Origin of the sequence: Phenylobacterium sp., assembly GCF_030651185.1 — a bacterium.
Classification (GTDB): Bacteria; Pseudomonadota; Alphaproteobacteria; order Caulobacterales; family Caulobacteraceae; genus Phenylobacterium.
The window spans coordinates 300,880-325,929 of record NZ_JAUSCJ010000029.1 but is presented as its reverse complement, the minus strand read 5'-3'; the positions used below and the strand labels follow the sequence as shown (position 1 = coordinate 325,929).

General features: G+C 68.9%; 31 protein-coding genes and 1 tRNA gene. 14 read left to right on the top strand and 18 right to left on the bottom strand.

Annotation, left to right across the window (positions count from 1 at the left end; translation table 11 throughout):
* The 4 genes from Q7J39_RS14865 to Q7J39_RS14850 all read left to right on the top strand — a co-directional run.
* A partial coding sequence (locus Q7J39_RS14865; RefSeq protein WP_304826592.1) for an aminotransferase class I/II-fold pyridoxal phosphate-dependent enzyme occupies positions 1–183 on the top strand: 183 nt, incomplete at its 5' end.
* Positions 184–278: 95 nt separating this feature from the next.
* Positions 279–1,727: a PAS domain S-box protein gene (locus tag Q7J39_RS14860; protein WP_370690074.1), complete on the top strand. Its 1,449-nt coding sequence runs from the start codon at positions 279–281 to the stop codon at positions 1,725–1,727.
* On the top strand, positions 1,717–2,325 hold the full coding sequence (fixJ, locus tag Q7J39_RS14855) for a response regulator FixJ (RefSeq protein WP_304826586.1): 609 nt from the start codon (positions 1,717–1,719) through the stop codon (positions 2,323–2,325). The genes Q7J39_RS14860 and fixJ overlap by 11 nt, the downstream gene beginning before the upstream one ends.
* Before the next feature lie 78 nt (positions 2,326–2,403).
* Positions 2,404–2,781, top strand: coding sequence for a response regulator (locus Q7J39_RS14850; RefSeq protein WP_304826583.1), 378 nt, complete (start codon positions 2,404–2,406; stop codon positions 2,779–2,781).
* Between the two features lie 9 nt (positions 2,782–2,790).
* Here Q7J39_RS14850 and hemN read toward each other — a convergent pair whose 3' ends face one another.
* The 9 genes from hemN to ccoN are packed head-to-tail and all read right to left on the bottom strand — an operon-like array spanning position 2,791 to position 11,823.
* Positions 2,791–4,185, bottom strand: a complete 1,395-nt coding sequence (gene hemN / locus Q7J39_RS14845) for an oxygen-independent coproporphyrinogen III oxidase (protein ID WP_304826580.1) — start codon at positions 4,183–4,185, stop codon at positions 2,791–2,793.
* A 30-nt stretch (positions 4,186–4,215) separates the two neighbouring features.
* Complete coding sequence (ccoS, locus tag Q7J39_RS14840; protein WP_304826577.1) at positions 4,216–4,407, bottom strand: cbb3-type cytochrome oxidase assembly protein CcoS; 192 nt, start codon at positions 4,405–4,407, stop codon at positions 4,216–4,218.
* Complete coding sequence (locus tag Q7J39_RS14835) at positions 4,404–6,575, bottom strand: heavy metal translocating P-type ATPase (RefSeq protein WP_370690073.1); 2,172 nt, start codon at positions 6,573–6,575, stop codon at positions 4,404–4,406. The genes ccoS and Q7J39_RS14835 overlap by 4 nt, the downstream gene beginning before the upstream one ends.
* On the bottom strand, positions 6,566–7,051 hold the full coding sequence (locus tag Q7J39_RS14830; RefSeq protein ID WP_304826574.1) for a FixH family protein: 486 nt from the start codon (positions 7,049–7,051) through the stop codon (positions 6,566–6,568). The genes Q7J39_RS14835 and Q7J39_RS14830 overlap by 10 nt, the downstream gene beginning before the upstream one ends.
* Positions 7,048–8,556: a cytochrome c oxidase accessory protein CcoG gene (gene ccoG, locus Q7J39_RS14825; protein ID WP_304826571.1), complete on the bottom strand. Its 1,509-nt coding sequence runs from the start codon at positions 8,554–8,556 to the stop codon at positions 7,048–7,050. Before ccoG ends, Q7J39_RS14830 begins: the two co-directional genes overlap by 4 nt.
* Before the next feature lie 6 nt (positions 8,557–8,562).
* Entirely contained in the window at positions 8,563–9,429 is an 867-nt protein-coding gene (gene ccoP / locus Q7J39_RS14820) for a cytochrome-c oxidase, cbb3-type subunit III (protein ID WP_304826568.1), read from the bottom strand.
* Complete coding sequence (locus Q7J39_RS14815; protein WP_304826565.1) at positions 9,416–9,595, bottom strand: cbb3-type cytochrome c oxidase subunit 3; 180 nt, start codon at positions 9,593–9,595, stop codon at positions 9,416–9,418. Before Q7J39_RS14815 ends, ccoP begins: the two co-directional genes overlap by 14 nt.
* Positions 9,592–10,329, bottom strand: a complete 738-nt coding sequence (gene ccoO, locus Q7J39_RS14810; protein ID WP_370690072.1) for a cytochrome-c oxidase, cbb3-type subunit II — start codon at positions 10,327–10,329, stop codon at positions 9,592–9,594. Before ccoO ends, Q7J39_RS14815 begins: the two co-directional genes overlap by 4 nt.
* A 12-nt stretch (positions 10,330–10,341) precedes the next feature.
* Entirely contained in the window at positions 10,342–11,823 is a 1,482-nt protein-coding gene (gene ccoN, locus Q7J39_RS14805) for a cytochrome-c oxidase, cbb3-type subunit I (protein ID WP_304826623.1), read from the bottom strand.
* A gap of 314 nt (positions 11,824–12,137) precedes the next feature.
* Here ccoN and Q7J39_RS14800 point away from each other — a divergent pair, with 314 nt between their 5' ends.
* The 4 genes from Q7J39_RS14800 to Q7J39_RS14785 all read left to right on the top strand — a co-directional run bounded on the left by Q7J39_RS14800 (position 12,138) and on the right by Q7J39_RS14785 (position 13,995).
* A complete protein-coding gene (locus tag Q7J39_RS14800) occupies positions 12,138–12,392 on the top strand; it encodes a hypothetical protein (RefSeq protein ID WP_304826562.1) in 255 nt (84 codons plus the stop codon).
* A 92-nt stretch (positions 12,393–12,484) separates the two neighbouring features.
* A complete protein-coding gene (locus tag Q7J39_RS14795) occupies positions 12,485–13,183 on the top strand; it encodes an alternative oxidase (protein ID WP_304826560.1) in 699 nt (232 codons plus the stop codon).
* A gap of 26 nt (positions 13,184–13,209) precedes the next feature.
* On the top strand, positions 13,210–13,551 hold the full coding sequence (locus Q7J39_RS14790) for a cytochrome c (protein WP_304826557.1): 342 nt from the start codon (positions 13,210–13,212) through the stop codon (positions 13,549–13,551).
* 9 nt (positions 13,552–13,560) lie between these two features.
* Positions 13,561–13,995, top strand: coding sequence for a group III truncated hemoglobin (locus tag Q7J39_RS14785; protein WP_304826554.1), 435 nt, complete (start codon positions 13,561–13,563; stop codon positions 13,993–13,995).
* Between the two features lie 7 nt (positions 13,996–14,002).
* Here Q7J39_RS14785 and Q7J39_RS14780 read toward each other — a convergent pair whose 3' ends face one another.
* Positions 14,003–14,539 (bottom strand): hypothetical protein, encoded by a 537-nt coding sequence (locus tag Q7J39_RS14780; protein ID WP_304826551.1) that lies wholly within the window; start codon positions 14,537–14,539, stop codon positions 14,003–14,005.
* Positions 14,540–14,771: 232 nt separating this feature from the next.
* On the opposite strand from Q7J39_RS14780, the gene Q7J39_RS14775 reads away from it, so the two are divergent.
* Positions 14,772–16,340 (top strand): carboxylesterase/lipase family protein, encoded by a 1,569-nt coding sequence (locus Q7J39_RS14775; protein ID WP_304826548.1) that lies wholly within the window; start codon positions 14,772–14,774, stop codon positions 16,338–16,340.
* Between the two features lie 29 nt (positions 16,341–16,369).
* Here Q7J39_RS14775 and Q7J39_RS14770 read toward each other — a convergent pair.
* Together Q7J39_RS14770 and Q7J39_RS14765 are read right to left on the bottom strand one after the other, a co-directional pair.
* A tRNA-Ile gene (locus Q7J39_RS14770) sits at positions 16,370–16,445 on the bottom strand.
* Positions 16,436–16,567 carry a hypothetical protein gene (locus tag Q7J39_RS14765; RefSeq protein WP_304826545.1) on the bottom strand — a complete coding sequence of 44 codons (132 nt, stop codon included), beginning with the start codon at positions 16,565–16,567 and terminating at the stop codon, positions 16,436–16,438. The genes Q7J39_RS14770 and Q7J39_RS14765 overlap by 10 nt, the downstream gene beginning before the upstream one ends.
* Before the next feature lie 25 nt (positions 16,568–16,592).
* Between Q7J39_RS14765 and Q7J39_RS14760 the strand changes: the two genes are divergently transcribed.
* Complete coding sequence (locus tag Q7J39_RS14760; protein ID WP_304826543.1) at positions 16,593–17,330, top strand: SIMPL domain-containing protein; 738 nt, start codon at positions 16,593–16,595, stop codon at positions 17,328–17,330.
* Between the two features lie 292 nt (positions 17,331–17,622).
* Here Q7J39_RS14760 and Q7J39_RS14755 read toward each other — a convergent pair whose 3' ends face one another.
* On the bottom strand, positions 17,623–18,084 hold the full coding sequence (locus tag Q7J39_RS14755; protein ID WP_304826540.1) for a hypothetical protein: 462 nt from the start codon (positions 18,082–18,084) through the stop codon (positions 17,623–17,625).
* Positions 18,084–18,440 carry an aspartate 1-decarboxylase gene (panD, locus tag Q7J39_RS14750; RefSeq protein WP_304826537.1) on the bottom strand — a complete coding sequence of 119 codons (357 nt, stop codon included), beginning with the start codon at positions 18,438–18,440 and terminating at the stop codon, positions 18,084–18,086. The genes Q7J39_RS14755 and panD overlap by 1 nt, the downstream gene beginning before the upstream one ends.
* A 270-nt stretch (positions 18,441–18,710) precedes the next feature.
* On the opposite strand from panD, the gene Q7J39_RS14745 reads away from it, so the two are divergent.
* The 3 genes from Q7J39_RS14745 to Q7J39_RS14735 are packed head-to-tail and all read left to right on the top strand — an operon-like array spanning position 18,711 to position 20,830.
* A complete protein-coding gene (locus Q7J39_RS14745; RefSeq protein ID WP_304826534.1) occupies positions 18,711–19,373 on the top strand; it encodes a hypothetical protein in 663 nt (220 codons plus the stop codon).
* 3 nt (positions 19,374–19,376) lie between these two features.
* Positions 19,377–20,291: a M23 family metallopeptidase gene (locus Q7J39_RS14740; RefSeq protein WP_304826532.1), complete on the top strand. Its 915-nt coding sequence runs from the start codon at positions 19,377–19,379 to the stop codon at positions 20,289–20,291.
* Complete coding sequence (locus tag Q7J39_RS14735) at positions 20,288–20,830, top strand: sulfotransferase (RefSeq protein ID WP_304826529.1); 543 nt, start codon at positions 20,288–20,290, stop codon at positions 20,828–20,830. Before Q7J39_RS14740 ends, Q7J39_RS14735 begins: the two co-directional genes overlap by 4 nt.
* A gap of 275 nt (positions 20,831–21,105) precedes the next feature.
* Here Q7J39_RS14735 and Q7J39_RS14730 read toward each other — a convergent pair whose 3' ends face one another.
* The 3 genes from Q7J39_RS14730 to Q7J39_RS14720 form a co-directional block, all read right to left on the bottom strand.
* Positions 21,106–21,699: a chloramphenicol phosphotransferase CPT family protein gene (locus Q7J39_RS14730; RefSeq protein WP_304826526.1), complete on the bottom strand. Its 594-nt coding sequence runs from the start codon at positions 21,697–21,699 to the stop codon at positions 21,106–21,108.
* Positions 21,699–22,145, bottom strand: coding sequence for a hypothetical protein (locus Q7J39_RS14725; protein ID WP_304826523.1), 447 nt, complete (start codon positions 22,143–22,145; stop codon positions 21,699–21,701). Before Q7J39_RS14725 ends, Q7J39_RS14730 begins: the two co-directional genes overlap by 1 nt.
* Before the next feature lie 212 nt (positions 22,146–22,357).
* Positions 22,358–23,218: an alpha/beta hydrolase gene (locus Q7J39_RS14720; protein WP_304826520.1), complete on the bottom strand. Its 861-nt coding sequence runs from the start codon at positions 23,216–23,218 to the stop codon at positions 22,358–22,360.
* A 164-nt stretch (positions 23,219–23,382) separates the two neighbouring features.
* On the opposite strand from Q7J39_RS14720, the gene Q7J39_RS14715 reads away from it, so the two are divergent.
* On the top strand, positions 23,383–24,633 hold the full coding sequence (locus Q7J39_RS14715) for a serine hydrolase (RefSeq protein WP_304826519.1): 1,251 nt from the start codon (positions 23,383–23,385) through the stop codon (positions 24,631–24,633).
* Positions 24,634–24,638: 5 nt separating this feature from the next.
* Here the strand turns inward: Q7J39_RS14715 and Q7J39_RS14710 are convergent, their stop codons facing one another.
* Positions 24,639–24,986: a hypothetical protein gene (locus Q7J39_RS14710; protein WP_304826516.1), complete on the bottom strand. Its 348-nt coding sequence runs from the start codon at positions 24,984–24,986 to the stop codon at positions 24,639–24,641.
* Positions 24,987–25,050 lie beyond the last annotated feature (64 nt).

Genomic DNA, 25,050 nt, shown 5'->3' with positions numbered 1-25,050 from the left:
CTGGAAGAGCACGGCGTCTACGTCCAGCCGATCAACTATCCCACCGTGCCCCGCGGGACCGAGCGCCTGCGCTTCACGCCCTCGCCGGCCCACACCGACGAGATGATGGACGACCTGGCCAGGACCCTGGAAATGCTGTGGACGCGCTGCAACATCGCTCGCATGGGCGGACTGGCCGCCTGAACCCCACTCAGTTGGCCCTTGCGCGGGCCGGGCGAGCGGCCTAGCCCAGGCGGATGCGAATGTCGCTTCCCGTCGTTCGGTCCCCTGGTGCGGTCTTGAGTGGCTATGGGGGCGCGGCCCTGCTCTCGGGCCTGGCCATCGCTGTCCAATGGGCCTTGACCCCGGTCTTCCAGGACGGGCCCTTATTCCTGCTGTTCATGCCGGCGGTCATCCTCAGCGCCGCCTTCTGGGGCCCCGGCCCGGCCCTGCTGGCCACCGCCCTCACCCTGGTCACCGGCGTCGTGCTGGGCGACATCACCCTGCACTCCCACCCGGCCGATGTGGTCAACGCCCTGCTGTTCCTGGCGATGGGCCCGGCCCTCGCCTTCGGGGGCTGGCGTCTGCGCCGTCAGACCGATCAGACCGCCGACGCCCTGATCCACCTGGGCGAACGCGAAGCCCATCTGCGATCCATCCTCGACACCGTGCCCGACGCCATGGTGGTGATCGATGAGCACGGGATCATGCAGTCGTTCAGCGCCACCGCCGAGCGCCTGTTCGGCTGGCGGGCCGAGGAGGTGATCGGGCGCAATGTCAGCATCCTGATGCCGCAACCCTACCGTGACGCGCACGACAGTTACCTGTCGCGCTATTTGACCACCGGCGAGCGGCGGATCATCGGCATCGGCCGGGTCGTGGTGGGCGAGCGCAAGGATGGCTCGACCTTCCCCATGGAGCTCTCGGTGGGCGAGATGCAGTCCCGCGCCGAGCGTTTTTTCACCGGCTTTGTCCGCGACCTCTCCGAGACCCAGGCCACCGAGCGGCGGCTGCAGGATCTGCAGGCCGAGTTGGTCCACGTCTCCCGCCTGACCGCCCTGGGCGAAATGGCCTCGGCCCTGGCGCACGAGCTGAACCAGCCGCTCTCGGCCATCGCCAACTATGTGAAGGGGTCGGTCCGCATTCTCGACCAGGACCAGCCGGACGCCGCCAAGGTCCGCAACGCCCTGGTCCAGGCCGGCGACCAGGCGCTGCGCGCCGGCGAGATCATCCGCCGGCTGCGCGACTTCGTCTCCAAGGGGGAAGCGGAGCGGCGGGTCGAGCCCCTGGCCAAGCTGATCGAGGAGGCCGGCGCCCTGGCCATGATCGGCGCGAAGGAAACCGGCGTGCGGGTGACCTTCGCGATCTCGGCCGAAACGCCCTACGTCCTGGCCGACAAGGTGCAGGTCCAGCAGGTCCTGCTCAACCTGATGCGCAACGCCGTCGAGGCCATGCAGGAAAGCCCCCGCCGCGACCTGATCGTCTCCTCGACGCCCGGGGAGGACGACACGGTCCTGATCCAGGTGACCGACACCGGTCCCGGCATCAGCCCGGAGGTCGCCGCCCGGCTGTTCCAACCCTTCGTCACCAGCAAGAGCAACGGAATGGGGGTCGGCCTTTCCATTTCGCGCACGATCATCGAAGCTCACGGCGGGCGCATCTGGGCCGAGTCCGCGCCGAGCGGCGGAACCATTTTCTCGTTCACGCTGCGAACGATCCCCGAGGAGGAACTGAACGGTGGCGAGTGAGGCTCTCGTGCATGTGATCGACGACGACGAGGCCATGCGCGAGTCCCTGTCCTTCTTGCTGGATAGCGCCGGTTTCGAAGCGCGCACCTACGATTCGGCCTCCGCCTTCATCGAAGGCGCGGCGCGTCTGTCGGGGGGCTGCATCGTCACCGACGTTCGCATGCCCGGCATGAACGGCCTGGAGATGACCCGGCATCTGAAGAGCCTCCATGTCGACCTGCCCATCATCATGATCACCGGCCACGGCGACGTGCCCCTGGCGGTGGAGGCCATGAAGGCCGGGGTGGCCGACTTCCTGGAAAAGCCCTTCGACGACGAGGCCCTGCTGCGCGCCATCCGCGTGGCCATCGACCAGGCGCGGCCCGGCGCCGTCCGCGCCGGCGCCGAACCTTTCCAGGCGCTGCTGGCCAGTCTGTCGCCGCGCGAGACCGAGGTGTTGCGCGGTGTGGTGGAAGGCAAGGCCAACAAGGTGATCGCCTTCGAGCTGGGGATCAGCCCGCGAACGGTCGAGGTCTATCGCGCCAACGTCATGACCAAGACCGGCGCCTCGGGTCTCTCCGAACTGATCCGCATGGCGCTGACGGCCGGCTTCTCCTGACCGCCCAGGCGATTGCGCTGTGTCAAAGCCGGGCGTTGCATCGGCGGCTAGGGTTTCCGGATCGTCTGGAGCTCGCCCTTGCTTTCGCCTCTGTCCTATTCCCGCAATGTCGTGCTCGTCGATGACGACAGCGCCTTGCGCCTGGCCTTGACCTTCATGCTCGAACTGGACGGCTTTGTGGTCACCGCCCTCGATAGCGGCGAGGCCCTTCTTCAGGCGGCCTTGCCGCCCGCCCCGGTCTGCCTTGTCCTGGACCAGAACATGGGCGGCCTCACCGGCCTGGAGGCGCTGGCCGCCCTGCGCGCCAAAAACCAGACCGTGCCCGCCTTGCTGATCACCAGCCACCCGCGCGCCAGCGTCCGCGACGCCGCCGCCGCCCTCGGCGCGATCATCGTCGAAAAGCCTCTGCTGGGAGACTCCCTCAACGCCGCGATCAACGCGGCGATGCTGGCCTGAGGCGCCGCCTTACAGCGCCTTGGAGTGCCGGCCCGCCTCGGGGGCGAAATAGGTGTCGAACACCGCACACACCGAGCGCACGACCAGCCGGCCAAGGTCCGTCACCGTCAGCTGGTCGCCCTGCATCACCACCAGGCCGTCGTCGGCGAAGGCCCGCAGGTCGGAAAGCTCGCCGGCCAACCCGGCCAGGTTCCGGCCATGGCGGGCGCAGACCGCGCCCAGATCCACCGCCAGGTCGCACATCAGCCGCTCGATGATCTCGCCCCGGAACCGGTCCTCATCGGTGACCACGACGCCACGGGCGATCGGCAGGTCGCCGGCGACCACGGCGGCTCGCCAGGGAAGCTCCTGGGCGATGTTCTGCACCAGGCCCTGGGGCAGGCTGCCGATCGAGGACGCCCCCAATCCCAGCAGGGTCTGCGCGCTGTCGGTGGTGTAGCCCTGGAAGTTCCGCCGCAGCCGACCTTCAAGCTGGGCGACCACCAGGCTGTCGGTGGGCAGGGCGAAATGGTCGAGACCGATGCGGACATAGCCCTCCGAGACGAGACGTTCGGCGGCGGCCTCGCTCTGGTCCAGGCGCGCGGCGGCGCCCGGCAGGGCGGACTCGTCGATCAGCTGCTGATGGGCCTTCATCCACGGCACGTGGGCATAGCCGAACAGGGCGATGCGCTCGGGCCGCAGGGTCACGATCTGGTCGACGGTGGCCAGGGTGTTGACCGTGGTCTGGTGCGGCAGACCATACATCAGGTCGAGATTGATCGAGGCGATCCCGAATTCCCGCAGCCAGGCGACGCACTGGGCGATCTCCTCGAAGCTCTCCTGGCGGTTCACCGCCGCCTGGACCTGAGGGGTCAGGTTCTGCACCCCCAGGCTGGCGCGCGACATGCCGTGCGAGGCGGCCGCCCGGACCCAGTCGCGTGTCAGCACCGCGGGATCAAGTTCCGCGGCGATCTCGGCGTCGGGCGCGACGTCGAAGATCCGCCGCAGGGCGCCGAAGATGGCGTCCATCTCCTCGGGCGCCAGCATGTTGGGGGTGCCGCCGCCCAAGTGGATGGCGTTGGCCGGCAGCCGCCCCGGCAGGGCGCCCTGCAGCCGGTCGGCCTCGACCAGCAGGTGTTGGACATAGTCGCTGACCGGCTCATGCCGGTTCACCGCGCGGGTGTTGCAGCCGCAGTACCAGCAGAGCCGCGCGCAGAAGGGGATATGCAGATAGATCGAGACCGGGTCGGTCAGCGGCAGGTCCGCCAGCCAGCCGCGATAGGTCGTCGCGTCCACCTGCGGCGTGAACTGCACGGCGGTGGGATAGCTGGTGTAGCGTGGCGCCCGGCCGTCGTACTTGGCGATCAGTTCGTCCAGCGCCAGGGTCACGGGCTTGGGGGCGTGCAGGACGGAAGGCGAAGTCACGGCGGAATCTCCAGGCTAGGTTCCGTCTATTCAGCCGGGATCGGCCTTCCCTGCCCTGACCTGGATCAAAGCCGGCGCATCATCGACATCGTCCATCAGGATGCGGGCGGCGTCGCCGGCCGGGTCGTCGTACTGACCGCTGCGCACCGTCCACCAGAAGCCGGCCAGGCCCAGCAGGGCCAGCAGCACCGAGAAGGGCGCCAGAAGGAAGAAGATGGTCATCGGCCGGCCCTGTGCATGCGCAGGGCGTTCAGGGTCACCACCAGGGACGACCCCGACATGGCCAGGGCCGCGACGAAGGGGTTGATCAGGCCCAGCATGGCCGCAGGCGCCGCGATCAGGTTGTAGAGCGCCGAGAAGCCGAAGTTCTCCAAGGCCCGGCGGCGTGCCGCCCGGGCCACGTCGATGGCGGTGACCACAGCGGAAAGTCCCTCTCCGGAGAACACCAGGTCGGCGGCGTTCTGGCTGGCGTCCAGCGCCGTCCCGGGGGCCATCGCGGCATGCGCCGTCGCCAGGGCGGCGGTGTCGTTCAGCCCGTCTCCCACCATCAGCGACCTGTGGCCAACCGTGGCCAGGCTCTTGACCCAGGCGGCCTTGTCGCCGGGCGTCATGCCGGCCCGCCACTGGCGAACGTCCAGGGCCTCGGCCACCGAACGGACCGCGCCGGGCAGGTCGCCGGAGAGGATCTCGACGCTCAGACCGCGCGCGCGCAGGGCCTCGATGGTCTCGCGGGCATCGGGACGCAGGCTGTCGGCGAACTGGAAACGAATCTTGGTGTCACCCTCGAAGGCGAACCAGAGTTCGGTCTCCGAACCCGTGGCGCCCTCGACGCCCACGAAGGCGGCGCGGCCAAGCCGGGCGCGCAGCCCGTGAATCAACCCCTCGACGCCCTGTCCGGCGGTCTCCACCACCTCCTCGGCCAGGGCTGTTCCACCGTCCTGCGCCGCCAGGGCGCGGGCCAGGGGATGGGACGAGGCCCGCGCCAGCGGAGCGGCCAGGGCCACGGCTTCCGGAATAGGATCGATCAGGGTCGGGCGGCCGAGAGTCAGGACTCCGGTCTTGTCGAACACCACATGGGTGACCTCGGCCAGGCGCTCCAGCGCCGCGCCGGACTTCACCAGCACCTGCTTGCGGAACAGCCGCGCCGAGGCCGCCACCTGCACGGCGGGGACCGCCAGGCCGAGCGCGCAGGGACAGGTGATGATCAGCACCGCGACAGCTCGCAGCAGCGCCTCGCGCGGCCCCAGGCCCAGGCCCCAGCCCAGCACGAAGGTCAGGGCGGCGGCGGTGTGAACCACCGGCACATAGATGGCCGCCGCGCGGTCGGCGAGGCGGACATAGCGCGACTTCGACTGCGCCCCGGCCTCCACCAGGCGGGCGATGGCGGCGACGGCGGAGTCATCGGAACGAGCCTGGGCCCGCAGGGTGAGCATCCCCGACAGGTTCAGCGCCCCGGCCCGGCAAAGCTCGCCCACGCCCACCGGAACCGGCCGCGATTCCCCGGTCAGCAGCGCGTTGTCCAGTTCGGAGGCTCCGGCCTCGACCCGGGCGTCCACGGGCAGGCGCTCCCCCGGCCGCACCAGGATCAGGTCCCCCACCACGATGTCGGCCAGGGGCCGGCGATGCTGGGCGCCGTCGGCGCTCAGCACCGTGGCGGCCGGCGCCTGCATGGCCAGCAGGTCGGCGGCGGCGCCCCGCGCCCGGCTGCGCAGCTTGTGGTCCAGCCAGCGGCCGATCAGCAGCAGGAAGAGCAGCGAGATGGCGGCGTCGAAATAGGTGTCCCGGCCGTGCAGCAGGGTCTCGGCGAAGCTGATCGCCAGGGTCAGGATCACCCCGATGGAGATCGGCACGTCCATGTTGGCGCGGCCCACGCGCAGCGAGCGCCAGGCCGACTGGAAGAAGGGCATGCCCGCATAGAGGGCGCAGGGGGTGGCGATCAGGCCGCTCGCCCACTGCATCATGATCAGGGCGGCGGGGCCGAGCTCCTGGCCAAACAGGCCCGCCCAGATGGGCACGGAGAACATCATCGCGTTCCCGGCCCCGAAGGCCGCGACGCCAAGCGCCATGGTCAGGCGGCGGCCCTCGCGGTCCTGCGCGGCGGCGGCCTGGCCCGGATCATAGGGCGCGGAATCGTAGCCCAGCTTTTCCAGGGTCGACATCACCCGGCCCGGATCGCCGGACCGGCCTTCGAAGTCCACCGACAGCTTGCCGCTGGTGAGGTTGAGGCGCGCGCTGCGCACCCCCGGCAGGCCGGCGATCCCGCCCTCGATCTTGGCCATGCAGGCGGCGCAGCGAGCGCCCTTGACCAGCAGGTCGAAGGTGGCGCCGCCGTCCTTGGCGGGCTTCAGGAAGGCCGAATAGTCCGGCGCGGCGTCATAGGTCAGGGCCACGTGAGCCTCCGCTCGGCCTCGAAGCGCGCGCCGGCGCGGTCATGGGCCACCAGGCTCAGATCCCAGACGCCGCTCAGGACGCCGGGACGCGCGGAATAGGCGCCGGGCGAGGTCTCGGTCAGGAAGACGGTCTTGCGCCCGGCCTCCGTGGCCGGGCGCTCCAGCTTGGCGGCGACCTTGAGGCCGGTCACCGGACGCCCCAGCGCATCCTGGAACGTCACCGCCACCACGCCCTCGGGTCGCGCCTGCGCCGCTGCGCGCCAGCCGAGGCGGGACTGGGCCTCCAGCTGGGCCAGCTTGGCGTTGTAGGCCACGCCGTCCTCATAGGGCGTCTTGGACACCTGGCCGGGATAGGTGCGGATGGCCATCACCGTGAAGACGACGTTCACGGCGATCACCACCAGGAAGAAGCCGACAAACAGACCCAGGACGTGCAGACCGTTCAGCCGGAATTGGTGTTGCGGAATGTCGGTCATGGCGCGTTCGCGGCTCCCGAGAGGAAGTTGGTCTTGACGCTCATGGCGTCGCGCCCAGTCCGCACGGAGAAGGCGGCGGGCATGTTGGTCGCGTCGATGGCCGCGGCAGGAACGGTGACGAAGACCCGCACGGCGCGGACCTCGTTGGGCTCGACGCGGAAGCTCAGGGTCTCGCCCGCCGCCTTGGCGCCGGGGGTCCGCAGTTTCGCGCCGGCCGGGCCGACGAAGGACACCTGGACCTCCTCCGGCTCGAAGCCGCGGTTGGCGATTTTCAGCGTGTAGCCGTCGCGGATCGCGCCGTCGTGCAGGCGCACGAACATCGGATTGCGGTCGCGCAGCACGTGGACGTCCAGGGCGCTGCGGTGCGTAAGACCCCAGATCATCAAGGCGCTGACCAGGGTGAGCGCCACCGCGTAATAGGCCGTCCGGGGACGCAGCAGCTTGTAGACGGGCGTCTGGCGGACGACGCGGGCGGCCACGGCGGCGTCGGTGTCATAGGCGATTAGCCCCTTGGGCCGGCCGACCTTCTCCATGATCTCGTCGCAGGCGTCGATGCACAGCCCGCAGTTGATGCATTCCAGCTGGGAGCCGTCGCGGATATCGATGCCGGCGGGGCAGACCACCACGCAGGCGTTGCAGTCGATGCAGTCGCCGCGCCCTTCCCAGGTCGAGCCCTTCTTGTGGGGGCCGCGGGTCTCGCCGCGGTCGCGGCGGTAAGTGACCTGAAGGGAGTGCTCGTCCAGCATGGCGCCCTGGATGCGGGGCCAGGGGCAGAGATAGGTGCAGACCTGTTCGCGCATGAAGCCCGCGAACGCGTAAGTGGTCACCGTCAGCAGGGCGCAGAAGATGTAGGCGGTGGCCGGCGCCTGGCCGATCCAGAAATTGCTGAGCAGGGTCGGCGCGTCATGGAAATAGAAGATCCAGGCCCCGCCGGTGCCAAAGCCGATGCCCAACCAGACCGAGTGCTTGCCGATCTTGCGCCAGGCCTTGTTGAAGGACCAGGGATCGGCGTCCAGCTTCATGCGGGCGTTGCGGTCGCCCTCGAAGGCGCGCTCCACATAGATGAACAGATCGGTCCACACAGTCTGCGGGCACGCGTAACCGCACCACAGGCGGCCGAACATGGCCGTCACCAGGAACAGGGCCAGGGCTGAGATCACCAGCAGGCCGGTGATGAAATAGACCTCCTGCGGCCAGAGCTGGATCCAGAAGAAGTAGAACCGGCCGCCGGCGAAGTCGACGAGCACCGCCTGGTCCGGAAGGACGCCGGGGCGTTCCCACCGGATCCAGGGGGTGACGTAGTAGATCGCCAGCATGACGATCAGCAGGATCCACTTGATCCGCCGCCACTGGCCATGGACCAGCTTGGGGTAGATCGGGGTCCGGGGCTTGTAGAGGCCCAGGGTGAAACCCTTGGCCCTCGCCTTGGCCGCCGCGGAGATGGGGCCGGAGCCCTCTCCGGGCGGGGGTGGCGTGGGCTTGGTCCGATCGATGACGACGGTCATGGGCGCCTACTGACCGCCGGCGTTGGCGTGGACGTAGACGGCCAGGGCCTTGATGGTCTCGGGGCTGAAACGCCCCTCCCAGGCGGGCATGACGCCGCCGCGGCCGTTCCAGATCTGCTCGCGGATGTCGGCCTGGGTCGAGCCGTAGAGCCAGTCGGCGTCGGTCAGGTCGGGCGCGCCCAGGGTGACATTACCCTTCCCCTGAGGACCGTGGCAGGCGACGCACTGCTCGGCGAACACCGGGGCGGCGCGCGCCACGGCGGCGGCCTTGGCCGGACGCCGCGAGAGGGCGACCACGTATTCGGTCAGATCATCGACCTGGGCCGGCTTCAGGATTTGGTCGCGGCCGAAGGCTGGCATCTGCGACTGCCGGGCGTGGGGGTTCTCCGAGCGCACGCCCACCTGGATCGTGTGCTGGATGTCCTCCAGGGCGCCGCCCCAGAGCCAGACGTCGTCGCGAAGGTTGGCATACCCCTTCGAACCGGTGCCGCCCACGCCGTGGCAGGTGGCGCAGTTGTCGCCGAACACCGACTGGCCGACGGCGAGCGCATAGGCCTGGAGCTTGGGATCGGTCTCGATGGTCTCCAGGGAGGCGCTGCGCAGCATCGCCCCCTCCGCGCCGCGCTGCGTCTGCAGGGCGTCCAGCTGCCTGGCCACGTCGACCCGGTCGGACTGGTTCAGCACCCCCTTGGCGTAGGAATTCACGCCGGGCCAGGAGGGCATGAACACCCAGTAGATCGCGGCGATGACGATGCAGCCGTAGAAGATGTAGAGCCACCAGCGCGGCAGGGGATTGTCCAGCTCGCGGATACCGTCCCACTCATGGCCGGTTGTCTCGACGCCGGAATGTTCGTCGGTTTCACGATGGGACATGGTCGTCCTCGCAGTCCTCCAGCGGCAGGGCCGCCAGGCGTTTGAAGGTCTCGGTGTGACGGGGCCAGAGGGCGTAGATCACGACGATCAGGAAGAGGACGCCGAAGTAGACGGTGCCTCCCTGCTGGGCGAAGCGGGCGACCGCCTCGTAGGACAGACCGCTCATCGTTGGTTCTCCGGGGCTTCGGCGCGATAGGTCCGGAAGTCCACCAGGCCGCCGAGCATCTGCAGATAGGCGATCAGGGCGTCCATCTCGGTGACCCGATCGGGATCACCGTCGAAGTCCCGCTGGGCCAGCTTGGCGCCGTAGCGCTTCTTCAGCGCCGTGGCGCGGCTGTCGAAGGGATCGGCCTGGGCCTCCAGATCGTCCGTGGCGTGGTCGATCTGGTCCTGGGTGTAGGGCACCCCGACCTTGGTCATGGCCGACAGCTTGGCTTGGACCTCGCGATAGTCGAGGTCCTTGTCGCGCAGGAAGGCGTAGGGCGGCATCACCGATTCCGGCACCACCGAGCGCGGGTCGGTCAGGTGGTCCTTGTGCCAGCTGTCGGAGTACTTGCCCCCGACCCGGGCCAGGTCCGGACCCGTGCGCTTTGAGCCCCACTGGAAGGGATGGTCGTACATGCTCTCGGCGGCCAGGCTGTAGTGGCCGTAGCGTTCGACCTCGTCGCGCAGCGGGCGGATCATCTGCGAGTGGCAGGTGTAGCAGCCCTCACGGATGTAGATGTCGCGGCCCTCGAGCTCCAGCGGGGTGTAGGGACGCATCCCCTCGACCTCCTCCACGGTGCTTTCCAGGTAGAAGAGCGGCGAGATCTCCACGAGGCCGCCGATGGAGACGACGATGACGATGCCGATGATCATCCAGAGCGAATGACGCTCGAACTTGGCGTGTTTGGTCCACATGGTCAGGGTTCCCTACGCAGCCGCCGCGAGGGCGGGCAGTGAGGCCAGGCCCTGAGGCTGGGCCTCATGACCCGGCATCCTGACGGTCCGCCAAAGGTTGTAGGACATGATCACCGCGCCCGAGAGGTACATGAGGCCCCCGATCGTGCGGATGATGTTCTCGACGTGCTTGGCCGCGACGGTCTCGACGAAGCTGTTGGCGAGGAAGCCCTGCGGCGTGTACTCGCGCCACATCAGGCCTTCCATGATGCCCGACACCCACATCGCGGCGATGTAGAGCAGGATGCCCGTCGTCGCGATCCAGAAGTGCCATTCGATCAAGGTGTTGGAGAAGATCCTGTCCTTCTTCCAGAGCCAGGGGACCATGCAGTAGACGGCCCCGAAGGAGATGAAGCCGACCCAGCCGAGCGCGCCGGAGTGCACATGGCCGATGGTCCAGTCGGTGTAGTGGGAGAGCGCGTTGACCTCCCGCAGGCTCATCAGCGGGCCCTCGAAGGTGGACATGCCGTAGAAGGCCAGCGCCACCACCATCATGCGGATGACCGGGTCGGTGCGCAGCTTGTCCCAGGCGCCCGAGAGCGTCATCAGGCCGTTGATCATGCCGCCCCAGGAGGGCATCCAGAGCATGATCGAGAAGGTGGCGCCCAGGGTCTGGGTCCACTGCGGCAGGGCCGTGTAGTGCAGGTGGTGCGGGCCCGCCCAGATGTAGATGAAGATCAGCGACCAGAAATGGACGATGGACAGGCGGTACGAATAGACCGGCCGCTCGGCCCGCTTGGGCACGAAGTAATACATCATCCCCAGGAAGCCGGCGGTGAGGAAGAAGCCGACGGCGTTGTGGCCGTACCACCACTGGACCAGGGCGTCCTGGACCCCGGAATAGAGCGAGTAGCTGCGGTGGTGCAGCAGGCTCACCGGCAGGGCCATGTTGTTGACCAGGTGCAGGATCGCCACGGTGATGATGAAGGCCAGGTAGAACCAGTTGGCCACGTAGATGTGGGGTTCCTTGCGCTTCCAGATGGTGCCCAGGAAGACCAGCAGATAGGCGACCCAGACCACGGTCAGCCACAGGTCCACGTACCACTCGGGCTCGGCGTATTCCTTCGATTGGGTGATGCCGGCCAGATAGCCGGTGGCCGCCAGGACGATGAACAGCTGATAGCCCCAGAACACGAACCAGGGGGCGACGCCGCCGGCCAGGCGGGCGCGGCAGGTGCGCTGCACGACCCAGAAGGAGGTGGCGATCAGGGCGTTGCCGCCGAAGGCGAAGATCACCCCGGAGGTGTGGAGCGGACGCAGCCGGCCGAAGTTCAGCCAACCGGCCTCGGGGAAGTAGAAGATGGTGGGCCAGCTCAGTTGGGCGGCGATCACCACCCCCACCAGCATGGCCACGACCGCCCAGAACATGGTGGCGATCACGCCCGCGCGGATCACCCCGTCGGCATAGCGGGTCGGCTCGGACCGGAACTTTCCGTAAGCGACACCGGCCGTCATCACCCCGGCGCCCAGCACGAAGGCGACCAGGAAGATGTAACTGTGGAACTGGAACAGGGGATCCTTGGTGAAGGCCGCGGCCAGCAGCGCCGCGAAGGCCCCCACCCCTGTGAAGATGTAGAGCAGCACCACGTCGAACGGCGCGCCCTCATCATGTTGGACAGTTAGTTGTGTCATTGATCCCCGACCCAAACTCCGAAGTGGACCCCGCAATGCCGGGCTTCGGGGCGGAGGGCTTTGACGAAGATCAAGGCCGCCAAAGCGTCGCGGTTTCAAATGGGCTCAAGCCGATCTCCGGCTCGGAGTTTCACGCCATGGCGCAGTCCCGCCGCCCCAGACCCTCGCCCCTGCTGGCCGCCGCCGCCGTCCTCGGCGCCTCGGCCCTGGTGACCGGCGCGATCGCCGCGGTCCACATGTGGCTGACCGCCCTGCGCGGCCCAATGTGCGGCCCCTCGGACGGTGGTCACTGCTGGGCCTGCTATGTCGCGCCCCTCCTGGCCATGAGCGCCCTCACCGCCTGGCACGCGCATCGCGGGCGGTTCACCCCCGCCAGGGCGCGGCTACGCTAGAGCCTCCGTAATGTCCCCTAGGGACCGCTCCCGAATTTCGGCGGACGGTCACCGGGGGTAGGTCTGCTGCATCGCAGTCTTCGGAGTTCGCCATGACCCTCGCCACCCCGCCCCTGGTCGATCTGAGCATCCACCATCCGCCGACCAACATGTCGGACCGAGTGGCGCTGGCGATCACCAAGTTCCTTCGGCTGTTCGCCGACACCTTCTTCGCCAAGCGCTATGGCCACCGGGCGGTGGTGCTGGAAACCGTCGCCGCCGTGCCGGGCATGGTGGGGGCGACCCTCAACCACCTGAAGTGCCTGCGCCGCATGGAGGATGACCGCGGCTGGATCCGGACGCTCATGGACGAAGCCGAGAACGAGCGCATGCACCTGATGACCTTCATCGAGGTCGCCAAGCCCACCGCCTTCGAGCGGTTCATGGTCATCGCCGCCCAGTGGGTCTTCTACCTGTTCTTCTTCGGCCTCTACCTCGTCGCGCCCAAGACCGCGCACCGCCTGGTGGGCTATTTCGAGGAAGAGGCGGTGATCAGCTACACCCACTACCTCGCCGAGATCGATGAGGGCCGCTCGCCCAACGTGGCGGCGCCGGCCATCGCCATCCGCTACTGGGACCTGCCAGCCACCGCCACCCTGCGCGACGTGGTCCTGGTGGTCCGCGCCGATGAGGCGCACCATCGCGATGTGAACCACGGCTTCGCCAACGACCTGGGGGGCCTGCCTCAGGGCGCCATCGCCCCCTGCCCGCCCCACGTCGAACTGACCCCCCACTGGAAGACCGCGGCCTGACCCTCGGCCGCCTGGGAGAACCGATCATGCGTTCCAGCCTGCTGTATCTGGTTCTCCTCGCGGCGCCGGTCGCCGCGACGGCCGCGGAGAATCCCCTCTCCGCGGCCCAGGCGCGCGGTCATGCCCTGGCCGCCGGTGTCTGCGCCGCCTGCCATGGCGTGGAGGCGACGGGGAACAGCCCCAACGCCAAGGCCCCGCCCTTCCGCGCCCTGGCGGGACGCTACGTCTCCCTCACCCTGCAGCGCCACCTCGCCGAGATCGCCGAGACCGGCCACTCGTCCATGCCGCAGACCAACGTCCACGCCGATGAGGTCCAGGACATCGTGGCCTATATCAATAGCCTGGAATCTCCCGCAGACCCACGCTAGGCCGGGCCCATGACCGGCCAGGCCACCTCGTCCCGCTTCAGTCCCGGCGCCGTCGTCGGAATCAACGAGGCCATGATCGTCGAGCTGGTTCACGGCTTCTACGCCGCGGTCCGCGCCGACCCGCTGCTGGGCCCCATCTTCCACCGCGAGATCGGCGATGGCTGGGACGCGCATCTGGCGAAGCTCTGCGACTTCTGGTCGTCAGTCCTGCTGATGACCGGACGGTTCGCGGGCTCGCCGATGGCCGCCCACACCGCCCTGCCCGACATCACCCCGGCCCACTTCGTCGCCTGGCTGGCGCTGTTCCGCCAGACCGCCGAACGCCTCTGCCCGCCCGACGCGGCGGCGCTGTTCGTGGCGAGGTCAGAAATGATCGCCCGCAGCCTGCAGCTGGGGATCGCCGCTCGGCGCGGCGAGCTGCCGGCCCTGCACAGGCCGGGCTAGCCGCCAGTCAGCGCGGCCGCGGCGTGGCGATGACGAAGAAGCCGCCGGGCGCCTCCACCAGGTGCTCGATGGCGAAATGCCGTTCCAATCGCTCCCGCCACCAGGCGATCGGCTCCTGGATCAGGTGGGCGTTGCGGCCATCCGACAGCACCTTGCCCGCCGGTCCGGTGTGGACCGAGAAGAAGCCGTGCCGGACCGTGATCCGCTCCAGGTCTGACAGCACATTGTCCAGATACTCAGGCTCGATGTGCTCCAGGACGTCGATACAGCAGACCAGGTCCGCCGGCTGCGGCTCGCCATATTCGGGGAAGGCCGGATCGTAGGCGGTGTAGCCGACCTCGACGCCATAAGCCTCCAGCGCCTTGCGAAGGTTCTGCTTGCCCGCCCCGTAGTCGCTGAGCGTCGTGGCCCCGTTCCGGCTGAGCACCTGCGCCACCACGCTGGCGAAGCCGATGGAGGCGACCCCATAGTTGGGGTTCAGGTGCAGCGCCTGCTGCTGCTTGCGATAGGCTTCGGAAATCACGGGCGCGGGCGTGGTGGTCATGGGCGTCAGTATTTCATGGCGGTGGTTTTCCCGCCAGTTTCACCGGCCGCCGCAGGCGTGGATGGCTTGCGGCCGGCCCCGCTGCAAAGCTCCGCCTTGTTCCGCATGACGGAACGATATTCCGCTTGTTGGAATCTGATGGCGGCCTGTGCCAACATGTCTCCGCGCCCAGCGCCGCCTCATCCGGCGGCCTGCACACGCGCATACCGCACCAACCGGGCCCGGAGCCACCATGACCGCCGACCGCACCCCACCGTCCCCCGCCGCCCGCAGCGCGGAGTCCAAGCTGTTTCCGGTGGTCGAAACCGCCGAGGGCAAGGTCCGGGGCCTGAGGTCTGGCCGGATCGCCATCTTCAAGGGTCTGCGCTACGGCGCCGACACCTCCGGCGCGAACCGCTTCCTGCCGCCGCAGCCCGTGGCGCCCTGGGCCGGGATCCGTGACGCCCTGGACTACGGCAATATCGCGCCGCAGATCCCCGGCGACCGGCGGCACGCCTATGCCGACCTGATCCTCAACGACGTGCAGCCGGGCGGCATGGGCGAGGACTGCCTGGTCCTGAACCTCTGGACCCCCGATCCGAACCCCGGCGCAAAGCGTCCGGTGATCGTGCGCTTCCACGGCGGCGGCTTCTATGGCGGCTCCAGCAACAATCCCGGCGGCGACGGCGAGATGCTGGCCCGCTTCGGCGACTGCGTGGTGGTGACCGTGAACCACCGCCTCAGCGCCCTGGGCTACCTCTATCTGGGCGACGACGGCCCACTGGCCGACTCCGGCGCGGCCGGCATGCAGGACCTGGTGGCGTCGCTGCGGTGGGTGGCGCGCAATGTCGAGGCGTTCGGCGGCGACCCTTCACGGGTGCTGATCGTCGGGCAGTCCGGCGGGGGCGCCAAGGTGAGCCACCTGCTGGCCATGCCAGGCGCCAAGGGCCTGTTCTCCAGCGCCGGGGTGATGAGCGGATCACGCCTCACCGCCATGACCCGCGAACAGGCCGCCAAGGCCGCCGACCTGCTGCTGCGCCAGCTTGGCCTGCGGGCCGACCAGATCAAGGAGCTGCGGGCGGTTCCCTACTCCACCCTGCTGGCCGCCCAGGCCGAGGTCGAGGCCGAAGACCGGGCGCGGGGCGAGGCGCCGAGGTCCTTCGCCCCCGTCATCGGCGACGCCATCCCGCGCCACCCCTTCACCCCCGGCGCACCGCAGGACTCCCTCGACATTCCCCTGGTGGTCTCCACGGCCCTGGACGAGCGGACCTATCGCGAGACCCGGTTCGACATGGGCTGGGACGAGGTCCGCAAGAACCTTGAGCGCCGGGTCGGCGCCGACGCCGACAGGCTGCTCTCGGCCTATCGCGACGAGGATCCGAACACCACCGCCTTCATCATCAACGCCCGGATCAACTCCGACACCAGCTTCCGACTGGGCGCCGACTCCATGCTCGAGCGGCGCCTGGCCGCCGGCGGCGCGCCGACCTGGGCCTATCTCTGGGCCAGCCCCAGCCCGGCGTTCGGCGGTCGCTATGGCGCGGTGCACGGCATCGATGTCGCCTACTCCATGCACGACATCCGCTTCCCCCTGGCCGGACCGACCGCCGACAATCTGCGGCTGGCCGACGAGATCGCCTCGGCCTGGGTCGCCCTGGCGGCCACCGGAGACCCGACCAACCCCAAGACCCCGGCCTGGCCGGCCTATGATCTCACGGCCCGCAACACCCTGGTCTTCGGCCAGCCCACCCAGACCCAGAGCGATCCGCGCCGGTTCTTCCGGGAGTACTGGTCCCAGGCGTCGGCCGCCAAGCGCGCCTGACGCCCCGACCGCGGCGGCAGAGAGGCGGCTGGTGGGCCCGGTAGGACTCGAACCTACAACCAGACCGTTATGAGCGGTCGGCTCTAACCATTGAGCTACAGGCCCTGCAGCGCGGCCTGCGGGTTACCATGGGCAGCACGACCATTAAAGCCGCTGTTCAGCTTGGCCTTGTCATGAAGGAACCCTCCGCCCCGCTCGCCGTTCAGCGACGGGGTGGTTACAGTCAAGCTCGCACCCCCATGGGAGACTAAAATGAAAACCTTCGTCCGCGCCGGCGCCCTCAGCCTGCTCCTGGCCACCACGGTCGCGGCGCCCGCCGCCCTGGCCCAAGCCGCCCCGCCCGCCGCCGACAGCATGTTCCGGGCCACCACCCTGAACCTCTCGGCCTATGGCGAAACCCGCGTCGCGCCGGACATGGCCACCATCAATCTGGGGGTGAACACCGAGGCCCCGACGGCCGCAGCCGCCATGGCCGCCAACGCCACCCAGATGAACAAGATCTTCGCCGCCCTACGCCGCGCCGGCATCGCCGACAAGGACATTCAGACCTCGGGCCTGAACCTGAACGCGCAGTACGACTATGTGGAGAACAACCCGCCCCGCCTGCGCGGCTACCAGGCCACCAACCAGGTGACCGTCACCGTCCATGACCTGGCCCGCCTGGGCTCGGCCGTCGACGCCACGGTCAGCGCCGGCGCCAATCAGGTCAACGGCATCTCCTTTGGCCTGAACGATCCCACCGCCGCCGAGAACGCGGCGCGCGAGGACGCGGTCAAGGCGCTGTCGGCCAAGGCCAACCTCTACGCGCGCGCCACGGGCTACCGCGTCGGCCGGCTGGTGACCCTCAGCGAAGGCGGCGGCTATTCGGCCCCGCCCCCCATGCCGATGATGGCCATGGCGCGCATGGAAAAAGACAGCTCCACCCCCGTCGCCGGCGGCGAACTGCGGGTGCGGGTGGACGTGACCGGCCTCTACGAGCTGACGCGCTAGAGCATGATCGTTTTAGACGGAACCGCGTCGCGGTCCCGGCTGAAGCGTGAATCATGCTCTCGCATATATCTGGAGCCTGATTCACCGCATCGGTGGAACCGCCAAGCGGTTCCTCCTCAACGGATCAGGCTCTAGTCCAAAAGATCGTCATCCCCGGGCTTGTCCCGGGGACCCATGATCTCCGCCTCGCCGCAGGACGCGCGGCGAACTTCGCTGACTGTTGCTGATGCACGGTGATCATGGGTGGCCGGGACAAGCCCGGCTATGACGATCAATATTGGGGGGTCACCCCCTATCGCCTGATCAGGCCGACCTTCTCGAAGGCGTTGGTCAGCTTGTCGGCGATCACCACGCCGGGCGGGGTGTTGGGGCCTTCCATGGCCGCGGCGTAGACCAGCTCATCATGGGTCTCGATGGGACCGGCGGCCCAGGCCACGGTGCGGCCGCCGTCCGGCGAACTGGGACAGCTGATGTTCACCGGCTGCCGACTCTTGGCGGTCACCTTCAGCAGGTCTTCCAGGGTCCGGGTCGCGCCGCTGCAGGCCGGCAGGGCGCGGCCGCAGGTGACGTTGGAGCCAAAGCGGTGAACCGTCTCGCCAGAACCGGTCTCGCCGATCAGCACGCAGGTGCCGGGATCGCCCACCGTGGCGTTGATCGCCGCGTCCAGGGCGTTGATGTCCACGCCCTTCAGCACCGCCGGCGAACAGCCTGCCAGGCTGAGCGCCAGGGCCGCCGTGGTGAGGGCCCGCCGCATCACGCGGCCTTCTTCATCTCGTTGGCGTCGTCCAGCAGCACGACGGTGGGCGAATAGTTGCGGGCCTCCTCGGCCGGCAGCAGGCCGTAGGTCACGATGATGACCTTGTCGCCCTTCTGCACCAGGCGGGCGGCGGCGCCATTGACCCCGATCACCTTGGAGCCGCGCGGCGCCTCGATGGCATAGGTGGTGAAGCGGGCGCCGGTGGTGATGTTCAGCACATCCACCTGCTCGTGCGGCAGGATTCCAGAGGCGTCCAGCAGCTCGCGGTCGATGGCGATGGAGCCTTCATAGTCCATGTCGGCCTGGGTCACCGTCGCGCGGTGCAGCTTGGCCTTCATCAGGGTCACCAGCATGGGCAGTCCTTAAGCACATGGGCGCGGGCTGTAGCTCTGCCCCGCGACAGGGACGTGCATATAGCCAGCAAGTGGCGCCGGTTCAATTGCCGCAACGCAACAAGGATGACCCGGCGTCAACCAAAGTCGCCCTCCCGGCCTCAATCAGCGGGTGAATTCGCCGGCCTTTTGCCCGTTTTGGCGGGAAAACCAGATTGGGGATGCAACCCCGGGTTAACAGCGCCGCGGAATTGCGCGAGACTTTGACATTGACGTGATGGCGGGGGGCCAATGCGAAATCCGAAGATCCGAGGCCTGATCGTGGCCGGGGCGACCCTTGCCGCCGTCGCCGCCAGCGCCCAGGTGGCGCCGACCCCCACGCCGTCCACACGGCCTGGCGCCGCCCGCCCGGCCGTGGTCCGCCCCACGGTTGGTCCCATCACCCGCCCGCCGCTTCCGGGCGGTCCGGGCGGCATCGACTGGGCCGGCGCGGTCGGCGGCCTGCGCCAGAGCGGCGGCGGCAATTCGCCGGTGGGCCGTCGCCTGGACCCGGCCGCCGTCGACAAGACCCGGCTGCCGATCCTGCTGCCCGCCGACCCCGACCTGATGGGCGGCGCGCGGATCTATTCCTTCGGCGACTACTACTCGATCACCGCCAACCTGACCGGCGCGCGGGTGTCGCTGACCGGCGCCGCCGAGACCACCCCCCTGCCCGCGACCTCCAGGCTGACCCTGCTCAACATCGGGCCCGAGCAACTCGTGATCCAGCGCACGGTGGACGGCCAACTGGCCAGCTTCGTGCGCTACGGCGTGCTCTACACCGCCGAACTGCGCTGCGACGCGCCGTCGGACCCCCGCTGCCGGACAGACACCTATGTCCGGTCCCTGGTGGCCAAGAGCACGGTCGTGGTGATGGGCAAGGCCGCCCGCCAGGCCGCCGGGCTGGGGGCTTAAGAGATGCGCGCGCCGCTGATCTTCCTGATCCTCATCCTGCTCGTAGTCCTGGCCCTGGTGGGCTACAATTCCGGCTGGTTCGGAAGCGCGGCGACGGGTCCCAGCCCCACCACGGCGGGCGATATCCTGCCCGGCGCTCCGGTCGGCCCTGGGGCCGAGCCCGACGAACCGGTCGGCGACGGCGGCCTCGAACAGCTTCCCGACGAGGCTGAGGCGCAAGGCCCCGTCGATCCTGTCAACACCCCCGACGTCCCCGCCGCCGGGACCTTCGGCCACTTCCCGGCCGGCGAGCTGCTGCCGAAGTCCGGCTCCGGCTACCTCGACCGCACCACCTGGTCGCCGCAACTCTGCTTCCCCTTCGCCGAGGACGCCTTCGCCAATTCCCAGGTCTATGGGGCCGGCGGCGGCATGGGCCCCAAGGACAAGCCCAGCCAGTGCGACGCCAGCAACTACAGCCTGCCCTGGCGCGACAACTTCTGTGAAAGCCGCGGCCACGCCAGCCCCCTCTGCGCCAACGGCAAGGGCCACCAGGGCCAGGACATCCGCCCGGCCACCTGCAAGAAGGACAAACACTGGGTGGTGGCCGCCGAGGACGGGATCATCACCGACATGGGGACCTATACGGTCACCCTGACGGCGTCCGCGCCGCCCCACCGGGTCTACCGCTACCTGCACATGCGGATGAACCAGCTGGAGGTGAAGGAAGGCGCCTCGGTCAAGGCCGGCGAAAACCTCGGCAAGGCCTCCAACGACTTCGGCGGCACCCCCACCACCATCCACATGCACTTCGAGATCCGCTCCGGCGTCGCCGGGACCTCGACGGACGGCAAGCCGGTGAAGCTGCACACCTTCCTGCCGCCCTATCAGAGCCTGGTGGCCGCCTACGACCGCAAGCGCGCGGGACAGGGGTGTCCGTGAGGAGGGACGACGGCCTTCCGCCCCGCTGCTGGGGCGTCGGCCTGGTCCGGGCGGGAAACACCTCGTTCTGCGAGGCCCTGACCCTGCTGGGCTATGACCCGGTCGCCCAGAGCCCCAGATTCGAGCAGTTGCGCACCCTGCGGGGCGGCAGCGAGAACGGCGTCGTCCTGCACTACAAGTACCTGGACTACATCTTCCCCGGCTCGAAGTTCGTGCTGATGACCCGACCGCTCGAGGCCTGGCTGGCCTCGATGCTCCATGCCCACACCGCCGACCCACGCCCCATCACCGGCCAGCACGACCGCATCGCCCGACGCATGGCCATCTACGAGACGGTGGGCTACGACGCCGCGATCCTGACGGCGTCCTTCCACCGCCACCATGCCGATGTCCGCCGCTATTTCGCCGGCCGCCCGAACGACCTGCTGGAGATGGACATCACCGCCGGCGACGGCTGGGACAAGCTCTGCCCCTTCCTGGGCGTGCCCGTCCCGGAGGCGGCGTTCCCGAGGCTGAACGCTGGCCTGGCGGCCACCTAGCGTGTCCTTCTCCCCTTGCGGGAGAAGGTGGCCCTGCGGAGCAGGGTCGGATGAGGGGTCGATAGACCTATCGACAAACCTCCAACGTCATCCCGGCCGCAGCGAAGCGGAGAGCCGGGACCCAGGGGCCGCAGTCAATCCCAATGGGCCCCGGGTCTCCCCTGCGGGTCGCCCGGGAGGACGGCAGTTCTGGTCCTGAGGGCGAAGAGCGACCCCTCATCCGACCGGTCTCCGACCGGCCACCTTCTCCCGCAAGGGGAGAAGGACCGATATGTTCAAAGCCCGAACGCGTCGCGGATCATCACCGCGTTCCGCTCCGGCGTCGTCGCCGCCGTGTCGAGCTCCAGGTCGTAGACCCGGCCCGCATGAACCCGGCCGTACTGCCAGCGCGCCAGGCCGATCGTCCGGTCGCCCCGCGCCAGCTCTCGCGCCTCGAGAACCTCCAGCGGCGCAAGCAGGCCCACGAAGCGCGTCTCGAACCCCGACAGCAGGGCGCGGTAGTCAGCCTCGTCGGCGGGGTCGAGGATCACGTCGTCGACGATCAGGCTGGCGCCCTGCGCGGCCATCGCCGCGATGGCCCGGCGCATGCCCCGCATGGCGGTGTCCATCACCGGGCCGATGCGGATCGCCACCGAGGGCTTGCCGTCGTCCTCCAGCGTTTCGAAGATCATCCCGTCGGCATGGCCGAACATCGCCTCCGGCAGCATGTCGAGGAAGGCGTCCATGGCCACGTGCAGGAACGGCCGGGCGCAGATCTGTTGCAACGCCCGGGCCGTGGAGCTCTTGCCCACGCTGCCCACGCCGTTGAGGATGACGATCTGAACCGCGCCCGACATGACCCCGACCGTGGGGCAATCCCCGGCCGGCATCAACCGACCGCGTACGGCAAGGCCTGCAGGTCCGGCTCCACCCAGCCCCGGCGCGCCTCGACCGAGAACAGCCGCCCCTTACTCCAGTAGTCCAGCAGCCAGCCTGGACGGCCCAGCGACGAGTCCATCAGGTCATCGACGATCGCGTGCAGCGGATGGTCGGCGCCATACCGCCCCAGGACCTCGGCCGCCGCGCCGAGCGAGGCGAGCGTGATGGTGTGGTGATAGCCCTCGGTGTCGGTATTGGCCCCGCCGGCCGCCAGGTTGTAGGCGCGGATCAGACCCGGCATGTCGGCCACCACCGTGGCCAGGGGCCGGTCGCGCAGCAGCCACAGGGCCGTGGCGAAGTGGGCGGCATGGGTCCACTCGGCCTTGGGCAGGGTCTTGTCGATCATACCGTGGGCGATCAGGGCCACGGCGGCGTCGCCGGCATAGAAACGGGTCATGTCTTGGGTCTCCTTCAGGGGAAGCCCGGACGGCAAAGAAAAACCCCGCCGGCCGGGCGGGGTTGGTGGCTCAATCGATGTGGACGGGGTCTACCCCGAACAGATCGCGCGCCCCCGCACCGCCGCAGGACGGTGCTGCTGCTGCTGGGTGTGGGTCGACGCGAAAGCCATGGTCACGCTTTGGCGTCGCGGCGCGAAACTGTCAACCGCGCCTATTTGGCGGCGGCGTCCAGGAAGGCGCTCATGTCGGCCAGGATCGGCGCCTTGCCCCGGAACGGCCGCGACAAGGCCAGCACGCTGCCGGCGTGGTCCACCCCGGGATAGTGCTTCTCCTCGACCCTGCCGCCCGCCGCCCGGATGGCGGCGGCCAGCTTGCGGGTGTTGCGCGGATAGACCGTGCGGTCGGCGTCGCCGGTGGCCAGGAACGCGGCCGGACTGGTCCGGCTGGCATAGAGCCCCGGCTGGGTGCCGGCCAGATCGCCCGCCCCACCAAAGGTCCGCCGCGTGATCGGCCCGTCCAGCGGGATGAAATCATAGGGGCCCGAGAGACCCGCCACCGCCTTGATGTCGCGGGGATCGACCCCCTGGGCCTTCAGGTAGCGATGATCAAAGCCCAGCATCACGGCGTTGTAGGCCCCCGCCGAATGGCCGATCAGCACGATGCGGCGGGGATCACCGCCCAGCGCCCCGGCATGGTCTACCGCCCACTTCACCGCCAGGGCCCCGTCCTCCAGGAAGCCGGGATAGGTGACCTCCGGATAGATCCGGTAGTCGGGCACCAGGGTCAGGTAGCCCTGGGCCGCCAGGGCCTGGCCCGCCCAGCGATAGTCCTGCCGACGCCCGGAATCCCAGGAGCCGCCATAGAAGAACACCGCCACCGGCGCGGGCGCCTTGGCCTTGCGCGGCGCATAGACGTCCAGCTTCTGACGCAACAGCGGACCATAGGCCCGGCCCACGTCGGCCCGGGTCGCGGGGTCCTTGGGCGTGAAGGTGGAGAACAGGGTCAGGGGCGAACAGGCCGCGGTCAGGGCCGCGGTCGCCGCGGTCAGGCCAAGCCGGAGGGGATGGGTCATGGACGGCGTCCGGTCGGCTGCAGGGTCCTGGCCTTTACGCGCAGAGCCCCCGGCCGGACGCAAGGCCGCCTGCCCTTTTGCTTGACGGCGCCTGCGTCACCCGGCGCAATCAGCCGGTAACCGCGCGGGCGTCTCGACCCGGCGCCAGCAGGGTGGGCAGGAATATGGACGGCGATCAGTCTTTGGGCGGCTTCAACACGCAGGGCCTGGCGCAGATCGCGCCCAACCTGCAGGGCGTCGTCGACGCCGGCGATCTGTCGGGCTTCGTCACCCTGCTCTGGCGCAGGGGCGAGGTCGCCCAGGTCAACACCATCGGGATGCGCGACATCGCCGCCGGCAAGCCGATGACGCGCGACACCCTGTTCCGCATCGCCTCGATGACCAAGCCCATCACCTCCGTCGCCCTGCTGATGCTGATGGAAGAGGGCAAGGTGAAGCTCGACGATCCCATCACCAAGTGGGCGCCCGAATTCGCCGGCATGAAGGTGCTGAAGGACCCCACCGGACCGTTGGATCAGGTCTATGACGCGCCCCGCGACATCACCATCGACGACCTGATGACCCACCGCTCGGGCCTGGCCTACGGCTTCACCTCGGTGGGGCCGATCGCGCACGCCTATGAGAAGGCGCTCGGCTCGCCCATCGGCAATCCGCACGCGCCGGACATCTGGATGGACCGGCTGGCGCAACTGCCGCTGTCCTTCCCGCCGGGCGACCGCTTCCACTACAGCCACGCCACCGACGTCCTGGGCTTCCTGGTGGGCCGCATCGCCGGCATGGGCTTCCGCGAGTTCCTGATGGAGCGGATCTTCAAACCCCTGGGCATGAACGACACCGACTTCTGGTGCCCGCCGGAGAAGCGCGACCGGATGGCCAAGCTCTATCGGGTCGATCCGGAGACCGACAAGCTGCAGGACGTCTCCTTCATCCACGAAGACGAGGCCCCGGCCTTCTGCGGCGGCGGCGGCGGCCTGATCTCCACGGCCGACGACTACCTGACCTTCGCGCGGGCGATGCTGAACAAGGGCGAGTTGAACGGCGTGCGGCTGATCTCGCCCGAGACCTTCGCCGAGATGACCACCAACCGCCTGACCGACGCCCAGCGCGAGATCCCCTTCATGGGCATCCCGTTCTGGATGGGCCAGGGCTTTGGCCTCGGCGTCTCGGTGATCACCGATCCCGAGAAGCAGGCCTGGATGGGCGCGGGCTCGGCGGGCGCCTTCGGCTGGCCCGGCGCCTTCGGGACCTGGTGGCAGGCCGACCCCGCCGAGGACATGGTCATGCTCTACCTGATCCAGAACTCCATGCCGCTCGGCCCCGAGGCCGCTAGCCAGCTCGCCACCGGCCAGCGCATGGGCGGCCGGGTGGCTCTGCCGGTGTTCCAGAAGCTGGTCTACGCCGCGCTCGGGAAATAGCCCGATCAGCTGCCGCTGAGCGGGTCCCGGGGGGCGACGCACATCGAGCGGCCTTCATACAGGTCGCCGATCAGGCTGCCGTCGCCGGCGGCGGCCTTGCGCGCCTTCTCATAGGCGATGTTCTCTGACGGCGCCCGCTCCCCCGGGCCGCAGACCGGCGCGGTGACCTTGATCCCCTGGTGGCAGAGGCAGAAGTCCTCGCGCCTATCCAGCCGGCTCGAGGGGACCTTGCACACCGCCGGCAGGCTCTGTCCGCCCACATCGATGCAAATTGTTCGTTCGGTCGGCGGGTTGCTCATCGGGCCGGCCAGGGCCACGCCGGCCGAGGCCGCCAGGGCGAGTCCTGCGATCATCAAAGCGCGCATCATCGAATTTCCTCCACGATTCCGGCAACATAACACAGGACAAAGGTGGCAG

What these genes read in the sequence shown, in the direction of transcription:
- Q7J39_RS14790 (WP_304826557.1), top strand. Translation starts at nt 13,210, where the DNA reads ATGCGTTCCAGCCTGCTGTATCTGGTTCTCCTCGCGGCGCCGGTCGCC.
- Q7J39_RS14715 (WP_304826519.1), top strand. Translation starts at nt 23,383, where the DNA reads ATGGACGGCGATCAGTCTTTGGGCGGCTTCAACACGCAGGGCCTGGCG.
- Q7J39_RS14800 (WP_304826562.1), top strand. Translation starts at nt 12,138, where the DNA reads ATGGCGCAGTCCCGCCGCCCCAGACCCTCGCCCCTGCTGGCCGCCGCC.
- ccoS (WP_304826577.1), bottom strand. Translation starts at nt 4,407, where the DNA reads ATGACCATCTTCTTCCTTCTGGCGCCCTTCTCGGTGCTGCTGGCCCTG.
- Q7J39_RS14795 (WP_304826560.1), top strand. Translation starts at nt 12,485, where the DNA reads ATGACCCTCGCCACCCCGCCCCTGGTCGATCTGAGCATCCACCATCCG.
- Q7J39_RS14720 (WP_304826520.1), bottom strand. Translation starts at nt 23,218, where the DNA reads ATGACCCATCCCCTCCGGCTTGGCCTGACCGCGGCGACCGCGGCCCTG.
- ccoP (WP_304826568.1), bottom strand. Translation starts at nt 9,429, where the DNA reads ATGTCCCATCGTGAAACCGACGAACATTCCGGCGTCGAGACAACCGGC.
- Q7J39_RS14710 (WP_304826516.1), bottom strand. Translation starts at nt 24,986, where the DNA reads ATGATCGCAGGACTCGCCCTGGCGGCCTCGGCCGGCGTGGCCCTGGCC.
- Q7J39_RS14730 (WP_304826526.1), bottom strand. Translation starts at nt 21,699, where the DNA reads ATGCCGGCCGGGGATTGCCCCACGGTCGGGGTCATGTCGGGCGCGGTT.
- Q7J39_RS14815 (WP_304826565.1), bottom strand. Translation starts at nt 9,595, where the DNA reads ATGAGCGGTCTGTCCTACGAGGCGGTCGCCCGCTTCGCCCAGCAGGGA.
- Q7J39_RS14755 (WP_304826540.1), bottom strand. Translation starts at nt 18,084, where the DNA reads ATGCGGCGGGCCCTCACCACGGCGGCCCTGGCGCTCAGCCTGGCAGGC.
- Q7J39_RS14725 (WP_304826523.1), bottom strand. Translation starts at nt 22,145, where the DNA reads ATGACCCGTTTCTATGCCGGCGACGCCGCCGTGGCCCTGATCGCCCAC.
- Q7J39_RS14830 (WP_304826574.1), bottom strand. Translation starts at nt 7,051, where the DNA reads ATGACCGACATTCCGCAACACCAATTCCGGCTGAACGGTCTGCACGTC.
- Q7J39_RS14740 (WP_304826532.1), top strand. Translation starts at nt 19,377, where the DNA reads ATGCGCGCGCCGCTGATCTTCCTGATCCTCATCCTGCTCGTAGTCCTG.
- Q7J39_RS14760 (WP_304826543.1), top strand. Translation starts at nt 16,593, where the DNA reads ATGAAAACCTTCGTCCGCGCCGGCGCCCTCAGCCTGCTCCTGGCCACC.
- ccoO (WP_370690072.1), bottom strand. Translation starts at nt 10,329, where the DNA reads ATGTGGACCAAACACGCCAAGTTCGAGCGTCATTCGCTCTGGATGATC.
- ccoN (WP_304826623.1), bottom strand. Translation starts at nt 11,823, where the DNA reads ATGACGGCCGGTGTCGCTTACGGAAAGTTCCGGTCCGAGCCGACCCGC.
- Q7J39_RS14745 (WP_304826534.1), top strand. Translation starts at nt 18,711, where the DNA reads ATGCGAAATCCGAAGATCCGAGGCCTGATCGTGGCCGGGGCGACCCTT.
- ccoG (WP_304826571.1), bottom strand. Translation starts at nt 8,556, where the DNA reads ATGACCGTCGTCATCGATCGGACCAAGCCCACGCCACCCCCGCCCGGA.
- panD (WP_304826537.1), bottom strand. Translation starts at nt 18,440, where the DNA reads ATGCTGGTGACCCTGATGAAGGCCAAGCTGCACCGCGCGACGGTGACC.
- Q7J39_RS14785 (WP_304826554.1), top strand. Translation starts at nt 13,561, where the DNA reads ATGACCGGCCAGGCCACCTCGTCCCGCTTCAGTCCCGGCGCCGTCGTC.
- Q7J39_RS14780 (WP_304826551.1), bottom strand. Translation starts at nt 14,539, where the DNA reads ATGACCACCACGCCCGCGCCCGTGATTTCCGAAGCCTATCGCAAGCAG.
- Q7J39_RS14775 (WP_304826548.1), top strand. Translation starts at nt 14,772, where the DNA reads ATGACCGCCGACCGCACCCCACCGTCCCCCGCCGCCCGCAGCGCGGAG.